Genomic DNA, 16,983 nt, shown 5'->3' with positions numbered 1-16,983 from the left:
ATGGCCAAATTCCAGATCAGCCGCCGAAAGTTCCTGACGGGCGCCGGCCTCGGCGTTTCCGGCATCATGTTGTCGGGCTGCGATGCCTTCGACAGCCAGCTCGGCATGGGCGATGGCCTGCGCAGTTTCCTCGAAAACGCCAATGGCCTGACCTACCGCGCGCAACGCTGGCTTGCCGGCCGCGATGCTCTGGCGCCGGAATTCACCGAGGCCGACATCCGCCAGCCGCAGCGGCCGAACGGCGTCACCGCGCCCGACGATGACACCTACAAGGGCCTGCTCGCCAACAATTTCGCCGACTGGCGGCTGGAGGTAACGGGCCTGGTCGAAAAGCCGCTGTCGCTCAGCCGCGAGCAGTTGGAGAACATGCCGAGCCGCACGCAGATCACCCGCCACGACTGTGTCGAAGGCTGGAGCTGCATCGCCAAATGGACCGGCACCCCGCTGTCGCTGGTGCTCGACCAGGCTGTGGTCAAGCCGCAGGCCCGCTATGTCATGTTCCACTGCCTCGATACGATCGATCGCAGCCTCTCCGGGGAAATCAAATATTACGGCACCATCGACCTGATCGATGCCCGCCACCCGCAGACGATCCTCGCCTACGGCCTCAACGGCAAGCCGCTGCCGGTCGAAAACGGCGCGCCGCTGCGCGTGCGCGTCGAACGACAGCTCGGCTACAAGATGCCGAAGTATCTCTACAAGATCGAGCTCGTCGACAGTTTTGCCAATATCGGCGGCGGCCGCGGCGGCTATTGGGAAGACAATGGCTATGACTGGTATGGCGGGATTTGATGGCCTCGCATTCTGACCGAGCACGATCTGACTCCGACCGAACCGAGCTTGCCTGAGGAAGCCGGTTTCGAGCGCGTGGCCGAACTTGGCGATTGGCCTGAAGACACTCCAATATCGTCCTCTGCAAAACGGTCGCAGAAAACGGCGCGGCTTAAGCAACCTTGTCGAGCAGTGGCTTGAGCGCCGGATGTATCTCCGGCGAGGCGAGTTTGATCAGCGTCAGCAGCGCGCGTTCATTGTCACGCAGCGGGCGGTCGGTGCCGATGCGATCGGCCAGCCATTTCGCCTCGCTGGCGTCGATCGTCTCGGCGCGGCGCGCGAGTGCCTCGGCGGCACGGTTCTTCGACTCCCATTCGGCCTCGATATAGCCGGGCGAACGATAGGCTTCCATGATGCCGGCCAGTCCGCCCGACACCATGCGGCTGAAGAAGCCACCAATTTCGGGCTCGACCTGGTCCAAGAAACTGTCACGACGCAGCGCCACATCGCGCGTCGGCGCTTCGTAGCCGGCCGAACACATGACGAAATTGGCGAGCGCCTTGACGAACAGGTCGTTCCAGGACGGGTCGTTGTGGGCCGCTGCGGTCTGCTCGTTGATCTGGAACAGCACCTCGGCCTCAACCCGTGTGATGGCGATGTTACCGTCGCCGCCATAGGCATGGAGAATGCGGCGCAACAGATCGACCTCTGCCTTGGCGACCAGCCCGGGAACCAGCGCGCCGCCGAGCATCAGTGGTCCCTTGCCGTCGACCACCGCGTTGGCGACCTGCTCGAGCGCATAGGCGGAGAGCCGGCCGGGCGATGATTTCGCCCTTTCCAGCACATGCACCAGCAGCTCCAGTTCGGTCACACTGTCGACCATTCCGTCGCGCGAGATGGTCTGGATCAGCCAACCGGCATTGTCTTCAGAGATATAGCCTGCCGGCTTTTCCTGGTGGACGATGTAGTCGGTAACGGCCTCGACGAAGAATTCAGGCCATTGCGGGCATTTGTCCGTCGCTGTCGCATCGAGCGCGAACAGTGCTTCAGCCTCGCCGCGCGTCACCACGCCGTCGGCGAACACTTCGCGACGCAGCATGACGACATCTTCCGCCGTGATGCGGTCCTTCGAGGCCAGCCCCGCCACCGGCGCGCTCCCGATCCGTTCGCCCATCTGTCAATCCCCATCCGCCGTGCCCAACGCAATTGCCGGCCAAACCGTCAGCCCAGAATATCGCCATTGTCTTGAAAAACCGGCAAACGGCGTGGTTAGCGAAGACTGTAAAGACGACTCGCTTTACGTGTCGCTGGCAGGTGACAAGGTGTCGCCGACAAGCTATGGATGGCGCGTCGAGGGCTTAAGTTTTGAGTCCTACCTGTTTGCGGGAGAGAGCAGCGCGAGCTGCCGCCGAAGGGGAAATCGCCCGAAATCTCTCAGGCAAAAGAACCGTAGACGGGAAAGACACTCTGGAAAGTCGGGGCTTGCCCCCGCGCCGAAGGTGTAAGCGTCGCCGACAGAGTTCCGGTTGCGCGAGTCTCTCAGGCTTCAGACAGAGGGGCACGGACTGGTCGCCAGCAGCGGCCGATTGCGTGCGACTCTGGAGATGACATGACGGGCGACGACACCAAACACCTTCCTCTCGAAGATCTGCACACCGCCGCCGGCGCACGCCTTGGCGCCTTTGCGGGCTGGTCGATGCCGCTGACCTATCCGGCCGGCGTGATGAAGGAGCACCTTCACACCCGCGAACATGCCGGCCTGTTCGACATTTCGCATATGAAGCTGTTCGAGATCAGCGGACCGGGCGCTGCGGCACTGCTCAACCGCGCCAGTCCGCTCGATGCCGGCGCGCTTGAGATTTCACAGTCCAAATATACCTTCTTCCTCAACGAGGTCGCCGGGATCATCGACGATCTGATCGTCACCCGGCTCGTCGCCGAGCGCTTCATGGTGGTCGCCAACGCCGGGAATGCGGTCGAGGACGAGAAGCATTTGCGTGCGCTGGCGACCGATTTCGACGTGAAGGTCGATGCGCTCGATCGCGTCTTCCTGGCGATCCAGGGGCCCGAAGCCTGGGCTGCCTTGTCCCGCGCCGGCATCGAGACCGGCTCGCTCTTGTTCATGCATGGCATCGAGCCGAAGCAAAACTGGTTCATGAGCCGCTCCGGCTACACCGGCGAGGACGGCTTCGAGATCGGCCTGCCGGAGGCGGATGCGCGCGCTCTGGTCACGAAACTGCTCGAGGACGAGCGTGTGTTGTGGATCGGCCTTGCTGCCCGCGACTCGCTGCGGTTGGAGGCCGGCCTGTGCCTGCACGGCCAGGACATCACGCCGGAGATCGATCCGGCGAGTGCCGGCCTGATGTGGGCGATCCCCAAAGATCTCCGCGCCGGCGGGTCCTTCATCGGCGCCGATGCGCTGCGGTCCATCCTGGAGCGCGGGCCGTCGCAAAAGCGCGTCGGCCTGAAGCCGGACGGCCGCCAGCCGGTGCGCGCCGGCGCTGCTTTGTTCGATGCCGACGGCGATCCGGCCGGCTACGTGACATCAGGCGGCTTCGGCCCGTCGGCCGGCCATCCCGTCGCCATGGGCTATGTGTCAACGGCCTTGGCCAAGCCGGGCACGAAACTGTTCGCCGACGTTCGCGGGACGAAAATCCCGGTCGATATCAGTTCCTTGCCCTTCACTCCTCATCGCTACCGCAAAGGATAATTCCGATGGCAAAAACCTATTTCACACAAGATCACGAATGGCTGAGCGTCGAGGGAGGCATCGCCACCGTCGGGATAACCGACTATGCGCAGGAACAGCTTGGCGATCTCGTCTTCGTCGAACTGCCTCAAATCGGCACCAAACTCAGTAAGGGCGACACCGCCGTGGTCGTCGAATCCGTCAAGGCGGCATCCGATGTTTATGCGCCGGTTGATGGCGAGATCACCGACGCCAACGGCGCGCTGTCCTCGGACCCGTCGCTGGTCAACTCCGCTGCGACCGGCGACGGCTGGCTGTGGAAGATGATGCTCGCCGACGAAGGCCAACTCGCAGGCCTCATGGATGAGGCCGCCTACAAAGCCCATATCGGTTGATATCAGGACCTATTGCCATGAGCGCAGCACTTACCCCCTTCTCGGCCCGCCACATCGGTCCTGATGTAAACGATGTCAGAGCCATGCTTGCCGTGATCGGCGTTCCCTCTGTCGAGACGCTGATCAGCCAGGCTGTGCCGCAGTCGATCCGCCTCGATCTGCCGCTGACCCTTCCCGCGCCGGCGAGCGAAGCCGAAGCGCTGGCCGAATTGTCGGCGATCATGGCAAAAAACACGGTGCTGAAGAGCTTCATCGGCGCCGGCTATCACGGCGTCCACGTGCCGCCGGTCATCCAGCGCAACCTGTTCGAGAACCCGGCCTGGTACACCGCCTATACGCCCTACCAGGCCGAGATCAGCCAGGGCCGCCTGGAAATGCTGTTCAACTTCCAGACCCTGGTCACCGAATTGACCGGCCTGCCGGTGGCTTCGGCTTCCCTGCTCGACGAAGCGACGGCGGTGGCCGAAGCGGTCGGCATCGCGCTGCGCCATCATCGCGACAAGCGCACCAAGGTAGCGCTGGCCGGCACGCCGCATCCGCAGACGCTGGACGTCGTGCGCACCCGCGCCGAGCCGCTCGGCATCGAGATCGATGGCGAGACCATCGACGACAACACCGCCGCCCTGCTGGTCTCCTGGCCGGACACGTTTGGCGTCTATGGCGACCACAAGGCGGCGATCGAGAAGGCTCGCGCCACCGGCGCCGTGGTCGTCTTCATCGCCGATCCGCTTGGTCTCACGCTGACCGACGCGCCGGCCAGGCTTGGCGCCGACATCGCCGTCGGCGCGATGCAGCGCTTTGGCGTGCCGATGGGCTTTGGCGGCCCGCACGCCGCCTATTGCGCCGTCTCCGACAAGCTGACCCGGCTGATGCCCGGCCGCCTCGTCGGGCAGTCGATAGACAGCAAAGGCCGTCCCGGCTATCGCCTCGCCCTGCAGACGCGCGAACAGCATATCCGCCGCGACAAGGCGACCTCCAACATCTGCACCGCGCAGGCGCTGCTTGCCAACATGGCGACCGCATACGCGATCTGGCACGGGCCCACTGGTTTGCAGGCGATCGCAGCCCGAATTCATGAGCTCGCCAACGGCCTCGCAGCAGGCCTGAAAACCGCTGGTGTTTCCGTGCTCGGCTCAAGCCGTTTCGACACGGTGACGGCCGAAGTGAAGGGCAAGGCAGCTTCGATCGCCGCTGCCGCTGAAAAAGGTGGCCGGCTGCTGCGCGTCGTCGATGCCGACCGCATCGGCATCGCCTTCGACGAAACCTCGACCGAGGCGGATCTCGAGGCTATCGCCGCCCTGTTCGGCGCCAAGTCCGGCGCTACTGAGGCCGGCGCGATGCCCGGCAAGCCGCGCGGCAAGGAGTTTCTGACCCAGCCGGTTTTCCGCGAAAACCACTCCGAGACCGACATGATGCGCCTGCTGCGCAGGCTAGCCGACAAGGATTTGGCGCTCGACCGCACCATGATCCCGTTGGGCTCCTGCACCATGAAGCTCAACGCGGCGGCCGAAATGATGCCGGTCAGCTGGCCTGTTGTCGCCAACCTCCATCCCTTCGCGCCGGCCAGCCATTCGGCCGGCTATCGCGCCATGGTCGGCGAGCTGGAAGGCTGGCTGGCGGAGATCACCGGCTTCGACGCCGTCAGCCTGCAGCCCAATGCCGGCAGCCAAGGCGAATATGCCGGCCTGCTCGCCATCCGCGCCTTTCACCGTTCGCGTGGCGAAGGCCATCGCACCATCTGCCTGATCCCCCAGTCCGCGCATGGCACCAATCCCGCGAGTGCGGCGATGGCCGGCATGAGCGTCGTCGTCGTGCGTTGCCTGGAGGACGGCAATATCGACATGGACGATATGCGGGCCAAGGCCAACGAGCATTCGAAGAATCTCGCAGCCCTGATGTTCACCTATCCCTCGACGCACGGCGTCTACGAAGAAGGCGCGCGCCACCTGTGCGCTCTCATTCACGAGCATGGCGGCCAGGTCTATTTCGACGGCGCCAACCTTAACGCCCTGGTTGCTTTGGCGCGGCCCGCCGATATCGGCGCCGATGTCTGCCACATGAACCTGCACAAGACCTTCTGCATCCCGCATGGCGGCGGCGGTCCGGGCGTCGGTCCGATCGGCGTCAGGGCGCATCTGAAACCCTATCTGCCGGGTCATGTCACCGAAGATTCGGCGCATGCCGTGTCCGCTGCCCCGTTCGGCAGCGCTTCCATCCTGCCGATCACCTGGATGTACATCCGCATGATGGGCGCCGCCGGCCTGAAGCAGGCGACGGAGACGGCGATCATCTCGGCCAATTATGTGGCGACGCGGCTCGCGCCGCACTTCCCGCTTCTCTACAAAGGCAGGCACGATCGCATCGCGCATGAATGCATCCTCGACACGCGCGTGCTCAAGGAGAGCGCTGGCATCAGCGTCGACGATATCGCCAAGCGGCTGATCGATTACGGTTTTCACGCGCCGACCATGTCGTTCCCTGTCGCCGGCACGCTGATGGTCGAGCCGACCGAATCCGAGCCCAAGCGCGAACTCGACCGGTTCTGCGAGGCGATGATCGCCATTGCCGGCGAGGCAGCGAAAGTGGCGAAGGGTGAATGGCCGCTCGAGGACAACCCGCTGGTCAATGCCCCGCACACGGCGGCCGAAACCCTTGCCGGCCAGTGGACCCACCCCTATTCGCGGCTGGAAGCGGCCTACCCCGCCGGCGATGTCGATACAGCGGCCAAATACTGGCCGCCGGTCTCGCGCATCGACAATGTCGCCGGCGACCGCAACCTCGTCTGCTCCTGCCCGCCGCTGTCGGAATATCTCGGCGCCGCCGAATAACACTCTGGCCTGTCAGGCTGAGCGCAGGGCCGGTCCGTCGGCTTTGCCGTTGAGGACAAGCACGCGATTTCGCCCGGCGTTCTTGGCCGCGTAGAGCGCCCGGTCGGCCTCGGCCAGCACTTCATCCAGGCTGCTGCCGTCTTCCTTGCCAAAGCCAATGCCGCCGCTGACGCTGCTGCGCAACGGCCCGCGCGGCGTCGGCACCACTTCCGTGCCGAAGGCGACGCCGGTCCTGCTGGCGAAATCGTAGGCCTTGTCTTCGGTCATCCGAGACATGACCAACGCGAACTCCTCGCCGCCCAGCCGGAAGGCGTCGACGCCAACCCTGTCATACTTCTTGATGACTGGGGCGAAACGGCAGAGCACCCGATGCCGACGGGATGGCCATAGACATCGTTGGTTCGCTTGAAGTGGTCGAGGTCGAACATGGCGACCGACATGAACGGGCCGAAGACGCGCTCGCGATAGAGCGAGTTCAAAGCCCGCCGGTTCATCAGACCGGTCAACGGGTCGGTCAGGGTCTCGGCCTTCAGTTCGATCTGTGCCTGCAGATGATGCAGCGACAGCGTCAGCGCGCCGAGAGCCGTCATGCAGGCGACCGCCACGACCGAATTCAACCGCTCGGCCCAATTGTCGGGTGCGACGCCGAGCACCCACTGGCCCTTGACCAGAAGCACGGCGCCGCAGAGCCCGAAGGATACGCCGCAGACGCCGCTTAGCGCCGAAAAGACCAGCAGAATGCCGCGATCCTGACCGCCCTTGATCCAGAACATCACCCCGATCGAGGCGAGCAGCACTGTTACCGTCGTATAGGTGAGGATGAAGCCGACACCATCGAAACCGAGATAGGTCACGCCGGCGCAGACAGCGATCGCGAGCATGGCCGGCAGGACAGCGCGGCTGTAATTGCGCACACCAAGATATTGCATGGCCGAAAGTGAAAGCGCCAGGAAACCGAGGCTGAGCAGCGCCAACGCTGCCTGACAAAGCAACGGACTGGGCTCCCTCGTGTAGCGCCAGAAGACGATGACGTGGGCGACAAGGACGAGAATGCCGCACGCCACCGTCAGCACGAAGCGTCCACGCGGCGCCGTGAACCAGATCACAAACATGGTGACGCTCAGGCATGTGCCCGACAGCGCAGCCGCCAGCAATAGCGAACTGAAATCCAGCATGGATGAGCGGCAACCTTTGGGATCATCGATTTGTGGCGCATCATAGGCATGCAACCGGCCGGAGATACCGTTTTCGGCCGGTTTTCAAAGCAAGCTGCCGACAGGGTTTACAAAGCGTCGACTGCCGTCCCGCGAAGCTCGGCACGCGAGTGTCCCTAGTCTCAGCCCTTGTTGAGCAGCGCCAGATTGGCGTTGATCACGCTCGGGTCGGCCATTCCGGCCCTTGCTTCCATGAGCAGCGCCCTCGCCTTCTTCTTGTTGCCGCGCAGCAGCTGCGAATAGCCCATATTGTTGACAATCTGCGGCTTGCGCCCGGCAACCTTCAAAAGCTGGTCGTAGGCGCGGTCGGCGAAGTCGAAGCGGCCGAGTTCGTCATAGGAGGCGGCAAGCCCCATCCATCCCTCGGCACTGTCGGCCTTCAGTTCCACGGCCTTGCGGAAATGCTGTTCGGCAAGGCCGTAATTGGCCTCGCGGAACTGCGCCTTGCCTTGCGCAAGGTCGGAGGTGCTGACGTCTTTTGCCACCGGTTGGATCGATGTGGTCTTGGTCTTGTCGACGTTGTCGGTCGTGCAGCCGCCGACCATCAAGACCGCCGCTAGCGCGGCCATTGCCGTGAAACTTCTGTGACGCATGCCCCTGGCCCCAATCGCCCGATTTACCGGGTCGTTCTCTGAGGAAGCAGACTACAACAGGGCGATTAAACTTCAGTGCGGAAACGCGCCTAAAATTTGGTTTCGGGCACAGAAGCCATTAACCAACCGAAGCCTATTCCGGCTCCAGCGCCTTGAGCCCCGCCGGAAACTGATAGCGCCTGCCGTCGTAGCGCAGCCGGTAGGTTCGTTTCATGGACCTGCCGGGATGGGACTGGCACTCGCCATTCTTGTCGACAGACGGATTGTCGGTGTCCAACCGCTCGAACACTGTGATGTCGTGATAGCCGTGATGTCTCGCCGGGCTCATCGCCAGGCTGACCCGGTTGGATTGAAAGGATCCTGCGCAATTGGTGTCGCCTTCGCCGCCAAAGCCGGCCACGATGATGCCGTCGAGCACCAGGCGCAGAGCACCGCCGTCAAGGGCATAGAGCCGCAGGTCGGTTTCACTGTAAGGATTCGGCTGCGAATGGTTTGCCATGTCGATGCGCAGGCCGAAGGCGCTGACATCGGGCGCCAATCTGTAGCGCCCGGTATCGAAGTCGATCTCGCGGATGCCGACGGCATCATCGGTCATCAGCCCGGGCTGGAGCAGGCGCTGGCGCACCTGCCGGGTCTTCCTGTCGACGACCAGAAGCTCGACATCGCCGAAATGCCCGTCGTCGCTGGATTGGGAGCTGTCGATCAGCGGCACGGCGACCAACAACAGGTCGTCATGGGCGGGCCAGATCTTGCAGACCACGCCGAATGGCGCATCGCCATCCCAAAGCGTCTGGGCGATGCTGGTATGAGGTTCGAGCGTGAAGGAGGCGCCATCGGCACTCTTTTGGGCCTTGGGATATGCCTGCTGCACCAGAGCGGCAGAGTCGCCGCAATCGTCGGCCGCGGCCGAGGCCGGCGACAGACTGGCCGCGGCGAGGCCGAGGAAGGCGGTGCACAAGACTATTCGCATGGACGGCTCACTCATTTTGCTTTTTGCGGACTTTGCCGAAGGAGAGCGGCCAAACCGGCCGGATATGACATCCAGGCGAAGCGTAGTTGAAGTGAGTAACCGCAGAAAGCCGCCGGGCGGCCACTTGGTATCTACTGCCTTGGTATCTACTGAACCGCCGTCATTTTGACGATGATCGGGATGACGGCGATCATCAGCACCACCGGCAGGATGCACACCACCACCGGCACCGACATCTTGGCCGGCAAGGCATGTGCCTTCTCCTCGGCCAACGACATGCGCTTGTGGCGCATTTCGTCAGAGAACACGCGCAGCGCCCCGGCGAGGCTGGTGCCGAGTTCCTTCGACTGCTGCAAGAGCGTGGCGAAGGAGCGCACCTCGTCCAGGCTGAGGCGGTCGGCGAGCGCCTTCAATGCATCGTCGAGGCTGCGGCCGGCCCTGAGTTCCAGCGACACCAGCTGCAGGTTTTGGCTCAGCGACGGATAGGTCTTGGCCAGTTCCTTCGAGACGCGCTCGATGCCGGCCTCCATGCTCATGCCGGCATCGGAGCAGACGATCATCAAATCCATGAAGTCGGGAAAGCCGTTGCGGTATTCGCGCATCTTTTCCCGCACCTTTTGGCTGAGCACCAGGCCGGGCACGAAATAGCCGGCGGCTCCCGACAGGATGATGAAGGTCCAGCGGCTGGTCGCGGTGGAATCGGCGCTGCCCATCCAATGGTTGACCAGGAACGCGCCGATCGCTGCGCCCACCAGGCAGGCGAAGCGGATCAGGAAGAATGTGCCGACCGCGCGCGGCTCCATATAGCCCGCCTGGATCAGCTTCATACGCAGCCGGGCGACATTTTCCGGATCGCTCTTGGCGTAGAATTCCTGCGCCCGCTTCACCGCCTTCTCGCGCACGACGCTCTGGTTCTTCTTCGGCGCCACCTCGGCCTGTTGGGGAGTCTTGCTGTCGTCGATCTTGAGCCGGCGCTTGAGATCGTTGCGGTCGCCTTTGGCCACCACCAGCGGCCATGCCACCGCGCTGCCGCCCAATGCCAGCAGCATCGCGGCTACCGGCATCAGCGACGTCGGCGCCAGCGAGGCAAGAAACTGGATCACCTGCTCCATCTCAGAACCGGAAGTTCGACATCTTGAACATGATGATGTTGCCCAGCATCAGCCATGTCACCGAACCGCCCAGCAGATACCAGGTCTTCGGCACATCCCAGACGCTTTGATAAAATTGCGGCATCATCACCATGATGGCGGCGAACAGCAGCGCCGGCACCGCCGTCAGGATATAGGCCGACATACGACCCTCGGTCGAAATGGCGCGCACCTTGCGGCGCAGCTTGCCGCGTTCGCGGATCGTCGTCGACAGCCCGTCGAGGATCTCGCGCAGATTGCCGCCCGAACTCGTCTGGATGGAAACCGCGGTGACGAACAGCGGCAGATCCTCCTGGCCGACGCGATCAAACAGTGAATTCAACGCCGAAACCAGGTCGGAACCATAAGTCACCTCGTCGGAGATAACGCCGAATTCGGTGCCGATCGGATCGGGCATCTCGCGCGACACCATGGAGATCGCCACCGGAACCGGATGCCCGGCCTTCAAGCCGCGCGTGATCAATTCCAGCGCCTCCGGCAACTGCACGCCGAAACGCTTCACCCGCCGGGCACGCTTGGAACGCAGCACAATTACCGGCAGCAGCGCTGTCAGCACCACAAACAGCAAAATGGCGAGCAACAGCGGCAGGCCGTACCAGAGCGCGACGAGCATCATCGCCAGCGCCACGCCCGTCGTCATCGTCAGGAATTTCGGCAAGGGCATCACCATGCCAGACTGCGTGCGCAGCGCGCGAAAACGGTCGGGCGAGAAGAATGACGTGCCGGAATCGAGGCCGCGTTCCTTGCGCAGCTGGATCAGCACCTGTTCCTGGCTGATCTTGTTTTCCTGCAGCTTCATGCGCCGGTTGATAGCCAGGCGCTTGTCGCTGCGGCCGGCATAGAGCAGATAGCAGCCTTCGGCGATCATGATGCCGGTCAGCGCTGCCGCGGCATAAACGACATAGATCGGGCTGAAATTCTCGAACACCCGGCTACTCCTGCGGCCGGCCGGGTTCGAAATATTTGCCGGGGAATTCAATGCCCATATTGCGCAGGTCCTCGAGGAAACGCGGGCGAATGCCGGTCGCCTCGTAGTGACCGAGGATCTTGCCGTCGGCCTCCATGCCAGTGCGCACGAAGCGGAATATCTCCTGCATCTGGATGACGTCCCCTTCCATGCCGGTCACCTCGGCGACGCTGGTCACCTTGCGCTTGCCGTCCGACAGTCGCGTCAGCTGGACGATAAGGTCGAGCGCGCTGGCGATCTGACTGCGGATCGACTGCACCGTCATCGGCATGCCGGTCATGCCCAGCATCTGCTCGAGGCGTGAAATGGCGTCGCGCGGCGTGTTGGCGTGGATGGTCGCCATCGAGCCTTCATGTCCGGTGTTCATCGCCTGCAGCATGTCGAAGGCCTCCTCGCCGCGGCACTCGCCGAGGATGACGCGGTCGGGGCGCATGCGCAGCGCGTTCTTGACCAGGTCGCGCTGCTTCAGCTCGCCATGACCTTCGATGTTGGCGGGGCGCGTTTCCATGCGCGCGACATGCGGCTGCTGCAGCTGCAGTTCGGCCGCGTCCTCGATGGTGATCAGCCGTTCGTCTTCCGGAATGAAGGCCGACAATGCGTTGAGCATCGTCGTCTTGCCGGTGCCGGTACCGCCCGAGATGATGGTCGTTTTGCGGGCGTGGACTGCAGCCGCCAGCACCTCGGCCATGTTCTGGGTGATGGCGCCGAACTCGACCAGCTTGTGCAGGCCGAGCTTGTTCTTTGAAAACTTGCGGATCGACACCAGCGGCCCGTCGACGGCGACCGGGCGAATGGCGGCGTTGAAGCGCGAGCCGTCGAGCATGCGGGCATCGACCATCGGTTGCGATTCGTCGACCCGGCGGCCGACGGCGGCGACGATCTTGTTGACGATGCGCAACAGGTGCGCCTCGTCCTTGAACGGGATATGGACCTGCTGCAGCTTGCCCCGCTTTTCGACGAAGCAGTTCTGGTGGCCGTTGATCAGGATATCGTTGATGTCGGGATCCTTGAGCAGCGGTTCCAGCGGCCCGAGGCCGACCATCTCATCGACGATGTCGTCGACCAGTGCTTCAAGTTCGACGGTGTTGATCGCCATACGCTCCTGGCGGGTCTTTTCCGACACGAACTCCTGCACCTGCCGGCGCATCTCATCCTTGGGCAGGCGCTCCAGCGCGACCAGGTTGATTTCCTCGAGCAGCAGCCGGTGGATGCGCACGCGGGCATCGAGCACCTTGTTGGCGCTTTTTCCCGGTGTTGTCTCCGGCTTCGGCGGCAAGGCCTTGCGGCTCGTCGGGATGACCACGGCGTGATGCGCGACCGGCGCCGCCTCGGCCGGCTTCAGCGCGCGGACGTCACGGTTCTGCAGGGTCGAGAAGCGGCTGGTCATCCGGCTTTCCTCTTCAGGAGGCCCCTGCCGATGCCGAACAGCGAGCGCGATTTCTCCGGCGTCACCACGGCTTCTTCCGGCAGGATGATCCTCTTCAGATCGTTGACGACGTTGGCGTTCGGGTCGATCTCATGCAGCGGCACGCCGCGGTCGACCGCTTCACGCACAAGCCGGTAATTGTTGGAGATGCCGCCGACGAAATGCTCGCCCAGGATTTCCTGGACATCCGCCTGCTTGATGCCGTTGTCGAACATCTTCTGCTCGAAACGATTGACGATGACGTTCGGCTTCACTTCCTTGCCGGCCGTCTCGTAGACCGCCTGGATCAGCCGCTGCGTGTGGCGCAGGCATGGCACCGTCATTTCGGCGACGATGTAGAGCTTGTTGGAGCCGAGCAGCACCGTCTCCGTCCACGGAAACCAGGTGCGCGGCATGTCGATGACGACGTTATCGAAATAGGCCGAGACGAGATCGAGCATGCGCACCACGACATCGGTCTTGAACGAGCGCATTTCCGACGGATGCGTTGGCGCCGCCAGCACGCAGAGCCCGCTCGCATGCTTGGACAGCATCACATCCAGCAGCTGACGGTCGAGGCGCTCGGGCTGGTTCTCGATTTCGGTGATGTCGAAGCGCGGCTCGAGGTCGAGATATTCGGCGCAGGCGCCTTGCTGGAAATTGAGGTCGACCACGCAGGTCGACGCGCCGCGCGTCACCGAATGATGCAGCTGGAAGGCGGTCTGCAGCGCCAGCGTCGTGGTGCCGACGCCGCCGGCGGCCGGCATGAAGGTATAGATCTGCGACTCGGTGTTTTCCTCGCGCCCCGGCCCTTGCAGCGCGCGCACGACCGACCGCACCAGATCGGCGGTGGTGATCGGCTTGACCAGGAAATCGGCGACCTGGAGCTGCACCAGGATACGCACTGCGGCTGCGTTGAATTCCTGGGTGACGACGACCACCGGAACGCGGCCTTCAAGCCGGCGCATGATGCGCTGCAGCGACTCGATCTCTTCCAGCTTTGCCGCATCCATGTCGACGATGAGCGCGCCGAAATCGGCTTCCTGGACCTCGCCGCGCAGTTCGGTAATGTTCTTCTCGACGGTCGAAAGCTGGATCACCTCCGAGGCCGCGAACGCGGTGCGCGTATCCTGCGCAAAGGTCCGGTCGCTGGACACCAGCAGGATCTTCTTGGTCTTGATGCCGCTTGCCATTTTGTCAGCCTGTCAGGTCATTCCCGGTCAAATCACCGGGGCAAATCAATCGGTTGTCGCTGTCGGTTGCACGGCCTTGGCAGCAGCAGCCTGGTCGGCGGCGTTGACTGCCGCCTCACTGCGCTGCGCCGGCACCAGCAGCCTGGTGTTCTGGACGCCGTATTTCCAGGGATCGACCATCTGCATGGCCGTATTGGCGGCCTGTGCGTTGCCGGCGGCAATCGTCGGTCCCTCGGAGCGGACATAGTCGTCGCTGGTGCAGCCGCCGGCGAGGCCGGCGATCAGCAGGGCGATGCATGATTCCACGCGCATGGCTTCAATCCTTCGGCAGGTCGAGGAAATGCCCGACGGTGGTGACCGCGGCCGGCTGTGGCGTACTGCCGCTGGCCATTGCCACTGCACGATTGGCTTCGGACGATTTCACTTCCTCGGTGTTGTTGAGGAAATAGTCGACATTGCTGGCCGGCTGCGTGCCGTCGGTCGGCTCGAGCAGCTTCTTCGACGGATCGACCGGCTTGACCAGATAGGGGGTGACGATGATCACCAGATCGGTCTCGCGCCGCTGATAGGATTTGGAGGAGAACAGCGAGCCGAGCACCGGCAGCTTGCCGAGGCCGGGTAGACGCGATGTGGTAATGTCGTTCTGTGACTGCAGCAGGCCGGCGATCATGAAGCTCTGGCCATTCTTCAGGTCGACGGATGTTTTGGCGCGGCGCACGATAAAGCCCGGGACCGAGATATTGCCGATATTGTAGGAGGCCGAAGCGTCGATCGAGGACACTTCCGGCGCGATGTCGAGGCTCACCAGCCCGTCCTTGAGAACCGTCGGCGTGAAGTCGAGGCTGACGCCGTATTTCTTGTAGCTGACGGAAATCTTGCCATTGTCCTCGGAGACCGGGATCGGGAACTCGCCGCCGGCGAGGAAGCTTGCCGTCTGGCCCGAGCGGGCGATCAGGTTCGGCTCGGCCAGCCGCCTGGCGAGACCACGTTCCTCCAGCGCCTTGATGGCGACGTCGATCGACAGGCCGTTGGACAGCAGCCGGCCGATGATCTCGCCATTGCCGGCTCCCGGCACCGTGCCAGGATCGAGGGTGACGTCGCGCCCGCCAATGCCGTAAGCGAAATTGGCGCTGTATTTGGCGCCGAGATCCTGTCCGGCCTGGCGATTGATCTCGACGAAGCGGACGTTGAGCTGAACCTGCTGCGAGGACGAGATGTTGACCGAATTGATCACTTCTTCATTGCCGGAGAAGCGGCTGGCGATCTTGCTTGCCTTCTCGGCGGCGACCGCGTCATCGGCCTCGCCCGACAGCACGACGCGGCCATTGGCCGAGCCGACCTTGATCTTGGCGTCCGGCACGCTGGCGCGAATGGTGCTGGCCAGCTGGTCGGTGTCCAGCGTCACCTCGATGTCGACGGTGCCGACCAACTGCTTGTTCTCGTCGAACAGCGCGATGCCGGTGGTGCCGAGATTGTTGCCCAGCACATAGAAGGATTTGTCGGTCAGCGGATTGACGTTGGCGATCTCCGGATCCCCGATGACGATCTGGTAGAAGGCGGCATTGGTCATGACCGTCTTCGGCTTGCCCTTGGCTACCTTGATCGACGCATTCGTTGTCGACGAGACANAAGGCGGCATTGGTCATGACCGTCTTCGGCTTGCCCTTGGCTACCTTGATCGACGCATTCGTTGTCGACGAGACATGGACGATATCGTTGTCGGCCTTGGCTGGCGCACTGAGGCCGAGCATTGCGGCCGCGGCCAGGCAAGCCCCCACCGCAAGCGCCCGCATTGGGCGCAGCCCTTTCGTAGTTCGAAATGCATGAAGTCCCGACATCTGTCCCGTCCCTCGCCCGGTCCCCACCGGCAGTTATTGCTGGTCCCGCGCAGGAACCTGGTATTCTTCGACCTGCGTGCCGCGCGTCACGATGATCGTCTTGAATTTCGGCTTCTCAGGCTCCTTGGTCGCGGCAGTGAACAGCGCGCCGGCAGCGGCCTGGACGCCGGAGGCGACCGATCCGCCGAAGGACGAGATGGTGGTGACGCCGTCCTTGGCGGCCCCTCCGTCTGCGGCCGAGCGGAGCGACAGCGACAAGGTGCCGACGGTGCGGGCAAGCGCCACTTTCTGCGCGCCTTCGGTCGTCACCTCGATGGTGACGGAATTGGCGATCTGCGGTGTGGTCTGGCGCTCGTCGGCGCCCTGCCCCACGGTCAGCACCTTGGCGTCGGAGACGACAATCTCGGAGGTAACGGTCGATCCGGCAGCGCCCTGCGCGTTCTTGGCCACTTCCTGGATTTCGCCCGCATCGCGTGTCAGCACCACGTCGACCCGGTCGCCCGGCATGACGAAGCCGCCGACACCGGCGATCTCGTCGGTGCGGATTGTCACCGCCCGCATGCCGGGCGTCATCATGTTTGATAGCGTCGCGCGGCCGTTCGGCCCCGACAATTTGCTGATCAGCACCGGCTCGTTGACCTCGATCGGCGACAATACCACGCGGCTGCCTTCGGCGAGCAATGCATTGACTGTGGTGAACGCGCCCTGCGGCACCGAATCCTCGGACCATGGGATTTCGCTGAGCTGCGCCCGGTCAAGCTCCATGCCGTAACGCAGCGGCGCGTTGGCCACCACTATGGTCTTGAAGACGACCTTGGGGACGGCGGGCGCCGGGATCGACGCCGTTTTCTCTTCGGCATCGGCCTTGGCCTGGCTTTTCACCCAGAAATCCGCGGCAAAGATTGAAATCGCGCCGAAGACGGCAGCGATGCCAATCATCGTTATGGCCTTGCCCCTCACAACCAACCC

General features: G+C 63.4%; 15 protein-coding genes, 1 pseudogene and 1 riboswitch. Of the genes and pseudogenes, 4 read left to right on the top strand and 12 right to left on the bottom strand.

Annotation, left to right across the window (positions count from 1 at the left end; genetic code table 11):
- The gene (locus tag X728_RS161975) at positions 1–792 is read left to right on the top strand and encodes a molybdopterin-binding protein (RefSeq protein WP_023681588.1); all 792 of its coding nucleotides are present in this window, start codon (positions 1–3) and stop codon (positions 790–792) included.
- 151 nt (positions 793–943) lie between these two features.
- On the opposite strand, the gene X728_RS161980 is transcribed toward X728_RS161975, so the two are convergent.
- On the bottom strand, positions 944–1,945 hold the full coding sequence (locus X728_RS161980) for a hypothetical protein (RefSeq protein ID WP_023830643.1): 1,002 nt from the start codon (positions 1,943–1,945) through the stop codon (positions 944–946).
- Between the two features lie 199 nt (positions 1,946–2,144).
- Positions 2,145–2,231: riboswitch (glycine riboswitch) on the top strand.
- Positions 2,232–2,380: 149 nt separating this feature from the next.
- Here X728_RS161980 and gcvT point away from each other — a divergent pair.
- The 3 genes from gcvT to gcvP are packed head-to-tail and all read left to right on the top strand — an operon-like array spanning position 2,381 to position 6,683.
- Entirely contained in the window at positions 2,381–3,481 is a 1,101-nt protein-coding gene (gene gcvT / locus X728_RS161985; RefSeq protein WP_023830642.1) for a glycine cleavage system aminomethyltransferase GcvT, read from the top strand.
- A gap of 5 nt (positions 3,482–3,486) precedes the next feature.
- Positions 3,487–3,855: a glycine cleavage system protein GcvH gene (gene gcvH / locus X728_RS161990; protein WP_023725711.1), complete on the top strand. Its 369-nt coding sequence runs from the start codon at positions 3,487–3,489 to the stop codon at positions 3,853–3,855.
- A 17-nt stretch (positions 3,856–3,872) separates the two neighbouring features.
- On the top strand, positions 3,873–6,683 hold the full coding sequence (gcvP, locus tag X728_RS161995; protein WP_023830641.1) for an aminomethyl-transferring glycine dehydrogenase: 2,811 nt from the start codon (positions 3,873–3,875) through the stop codon (positions 6,681–6,683).
- Between the two features lie 12 nt (positions 6,684–6,695).
- On the opposite strand, the gene X728_RS1000000171290 is transcribed toward gcvP, so the two are convergent.
- The 11 genes and pseudogenes from X728_RS1000000171290 to cpaB form a co-directional block, all read right to left on the bottom strand.
- Positions 6,696–7,049, bottom strand: a complete 354-nt coding sequence (locus X728_RS1000000171290; RefSeq protein ID WP_280791131.1) for a diguanylate cyclase — start codon at positions 7,047–7,049, stop codon at positions 6,696–6,698.
- Positions 6,947–7,858, bottom strand: coding sequence for a diguanylate cyclase (locus tag X728_RS1000000172025; protein WP_280791130.1), 912 nt, complete (start codon positions 7,856–7,858; stop codon positions 6,947–6,949). Before X728_RS1000000172025 ends, X728_RS1000000171290 begins: the two co-directional genes overlap by 103 nt.
- A 161-nt stretch (positions 7,859–8,019) precedes the next feature.
- Positions 8,020–8,490, bottom strand: coding sequence for a hypothetical protein (locus tag X728_RS162000; RefSeq protein ID WP_023667596.1), 471 nt, complete (start codon positions 8,488–8,490; stop codon positions 8,020–8,022).
- A gap of 133 nt (positions 8,491–8,623) precedes the next feature.
- A complete protein-coding gene (locus X728_RS162005; RefSeq protein ID WP_245261854.1) occupies positions 8,624–9,676 on the bottom strand; it encodes a hypothetical protein in 1,053 nt (350 codons plus the stop codon).
- Positions 9,607–10,572: a type II secretion system F family protein gene (locus tag X728_RS162010; RefSeq protein ID WP_023725707.1), complete on the bottom strand. Its 966-nt coding sequence runs from the start codon at positions 10,570–10,572 to the stop codon at positions 9,607–9,609. Before X728_RS162010 ends, X728_RS162005 begins: the two co-directional genes overlap by 70 nt.
- A gap of 1 nt (position 10,573) precedes the next feature.
- A complete protein-coding gene (locus X728_RS162015; RefSeq protein ID WP_023688292.1) occupies positions 10,574–11,539 on the bottom strand; it encodes a type II secretion system F family protein in 966 nt (321 codons plus the stop codon).
- A 4-nt stretch (positions 11,540–11,543) separates the two neighbouring features.
- Complete coding sequence (locus X728_RS162020) at positions 11,544–12,965, bottom strand: CpaF family protein (RefSeq protein WP_023830640.1); 1,422 nt, start codon at positions 12,963–12,965, stop codon at positions 11,544–11,546.
- On the bottom strand, positions 12,962–14,176 hold the full coding sequence (locus X728_RS162025) for a response regulator (protein WP_023667601.1): 1,215 nt from the start codon (positions 14,174–14,176) through the stop codon (positions 12,962–12,964). Before X728_RS162025 ends, X728_RS162020 begins: the two co-directional genes overlap by 4 nt.
- A 45-nt stretch (positions 14,177–14,221) precedes the next feature.
- Positions 14,222–14,488, bottom strand: coding sequence for a hypothetical protein (locus X728_RS162030; protein WP_023667602.1), 267 nt, complete (start codon positions 14,486–14,488; stop codon positions 14,222–14,224).
- Positions 14,489–14,492: 4 nt separating this feature from the next.
- A pseudogene (locus tag X728_RS0134070) lies at positions 14,493–16,014 on the bottom strand (type II and III secretion system protein family protein).
- Positions 16,015–16,047: 33 nt separating this feature from the next.
- The gene (cpaB, locus tag X728_RS162035) at positions 16,048–16,953 is read right to left on the bottom strand and encodes a Flp pilus assembly protein CpaB (protein ID WP_023688289.1); all 906 of its coding nucleotides are present in this window, start codon (positions 16,951–16,953) and stop codon (positions 16,048–16,050) included.
- Positions 16,954–16,983 lie beyond the last annotated feature (30 nt).

The sequence above is a fragment of the Mesorhizobium sp. L103C119B0 genome (genome assembly GCF_000502235.1).
Classification (GTDB): Bacteria; Pseudomonadota; Alphaproteobacteria; order Rhizobiales; family Rhizobiaceae; genus Mesorhizobium.
This window is presented reverse-complemented; position numbering and strand designations above follow the sequence as displayed.

What these genes read in the sequence shown, in the direction of transcription:
- X728_RS162000 (WP_023667596.1), bottom strand. Translation starts at nt 8,490, where the DNA reads ATGCGTCACAGAAGTTTCACGGCAATGGCCGCGCTAGCGGCGGTCTTG.
- X728_RS161980 (WP_023830643.1), bottom strand. Translation starts at nt 1,945, where the DNA reads ATGGGCGAACGGATCGGGAGCGCGCCGGTGGCGGGGCTGGCCTCGAAG.
- X728_RS162010 (WP_023725707.1), bottom strand. Translation starts at nt 10,572, where the DNA reads ATGGAGCAGGTGATCCAGTTTCTTGCCTCGCTGGCGCCGACGTCGCTG.
- X728_RS1000000172025 (WP_280791130.1), bottom strand. Translation starts at nt 7,858, where the DNA reads ATGCTGGATTTCAGTTCGCTATTGCTGGCGGCTGCGCTGTCGGGCACA.
- gcvH (WP_023725711.1), top strand. Translation starts at nt 3,487, where the DNA reads ATGGCAAAAACCTATTTCACACAAGATCACGAATGGCTGAGCGTCGAG.
- X728_RS162025 (WP_023667601.1), bottom strand. Translation starts at nt 14,176, where the DNA reads ATGGCAAGCGGCATCAAGACCAAGAAGATCCTGCTGGTGTCCAGCGAC.
- X728_RS162020 (WP_023830640.1), bottom strand. Translation starts at nt 12,965, where the DNA reads ATGACCAGCCGCTTCTCGACCCTGCAGAACCGTGACGTCCGCGCGCTG.
- gcvT (WP_023830642.1), top strand. Translation starts at nt 2,381, where the DNA reads ATGACGGGCGACGACACCAAACACCTTCCTCTCGAAGATCTGCACACC.
- X728_RS162030 (WP_023667602.1), bottom strand. Translation starts at nt 14,488, where the DNA reads ATGCGCGTGGAATCATGCATCGCCCTGCTGATCGCCGGCCTCGCCGGC.
- cpaB (WP_023688289.1), bottom strand. Translation starts at nt 16,953, where the DNA reads ATGATTGGCATCGCTGCCGTCTTCGGCGCGATTTCAATCTTTGCCGCG.
- X728_RS161975 (WP_023681588.1), top strand. Translation starts at nt 1, where the DNA reads ATGGCCAAATTCCAGATCAGCCGCCGAAAGTTCCTGACGGGCGCCGGC.
- gcvP (WP_023830641.1), top strand. Translation starts at nt 3,873, where the DNA reads ATGAGCGCAGCACTTACCCCCTTCTCGGCCCGCCACATCGGTCCTGAT.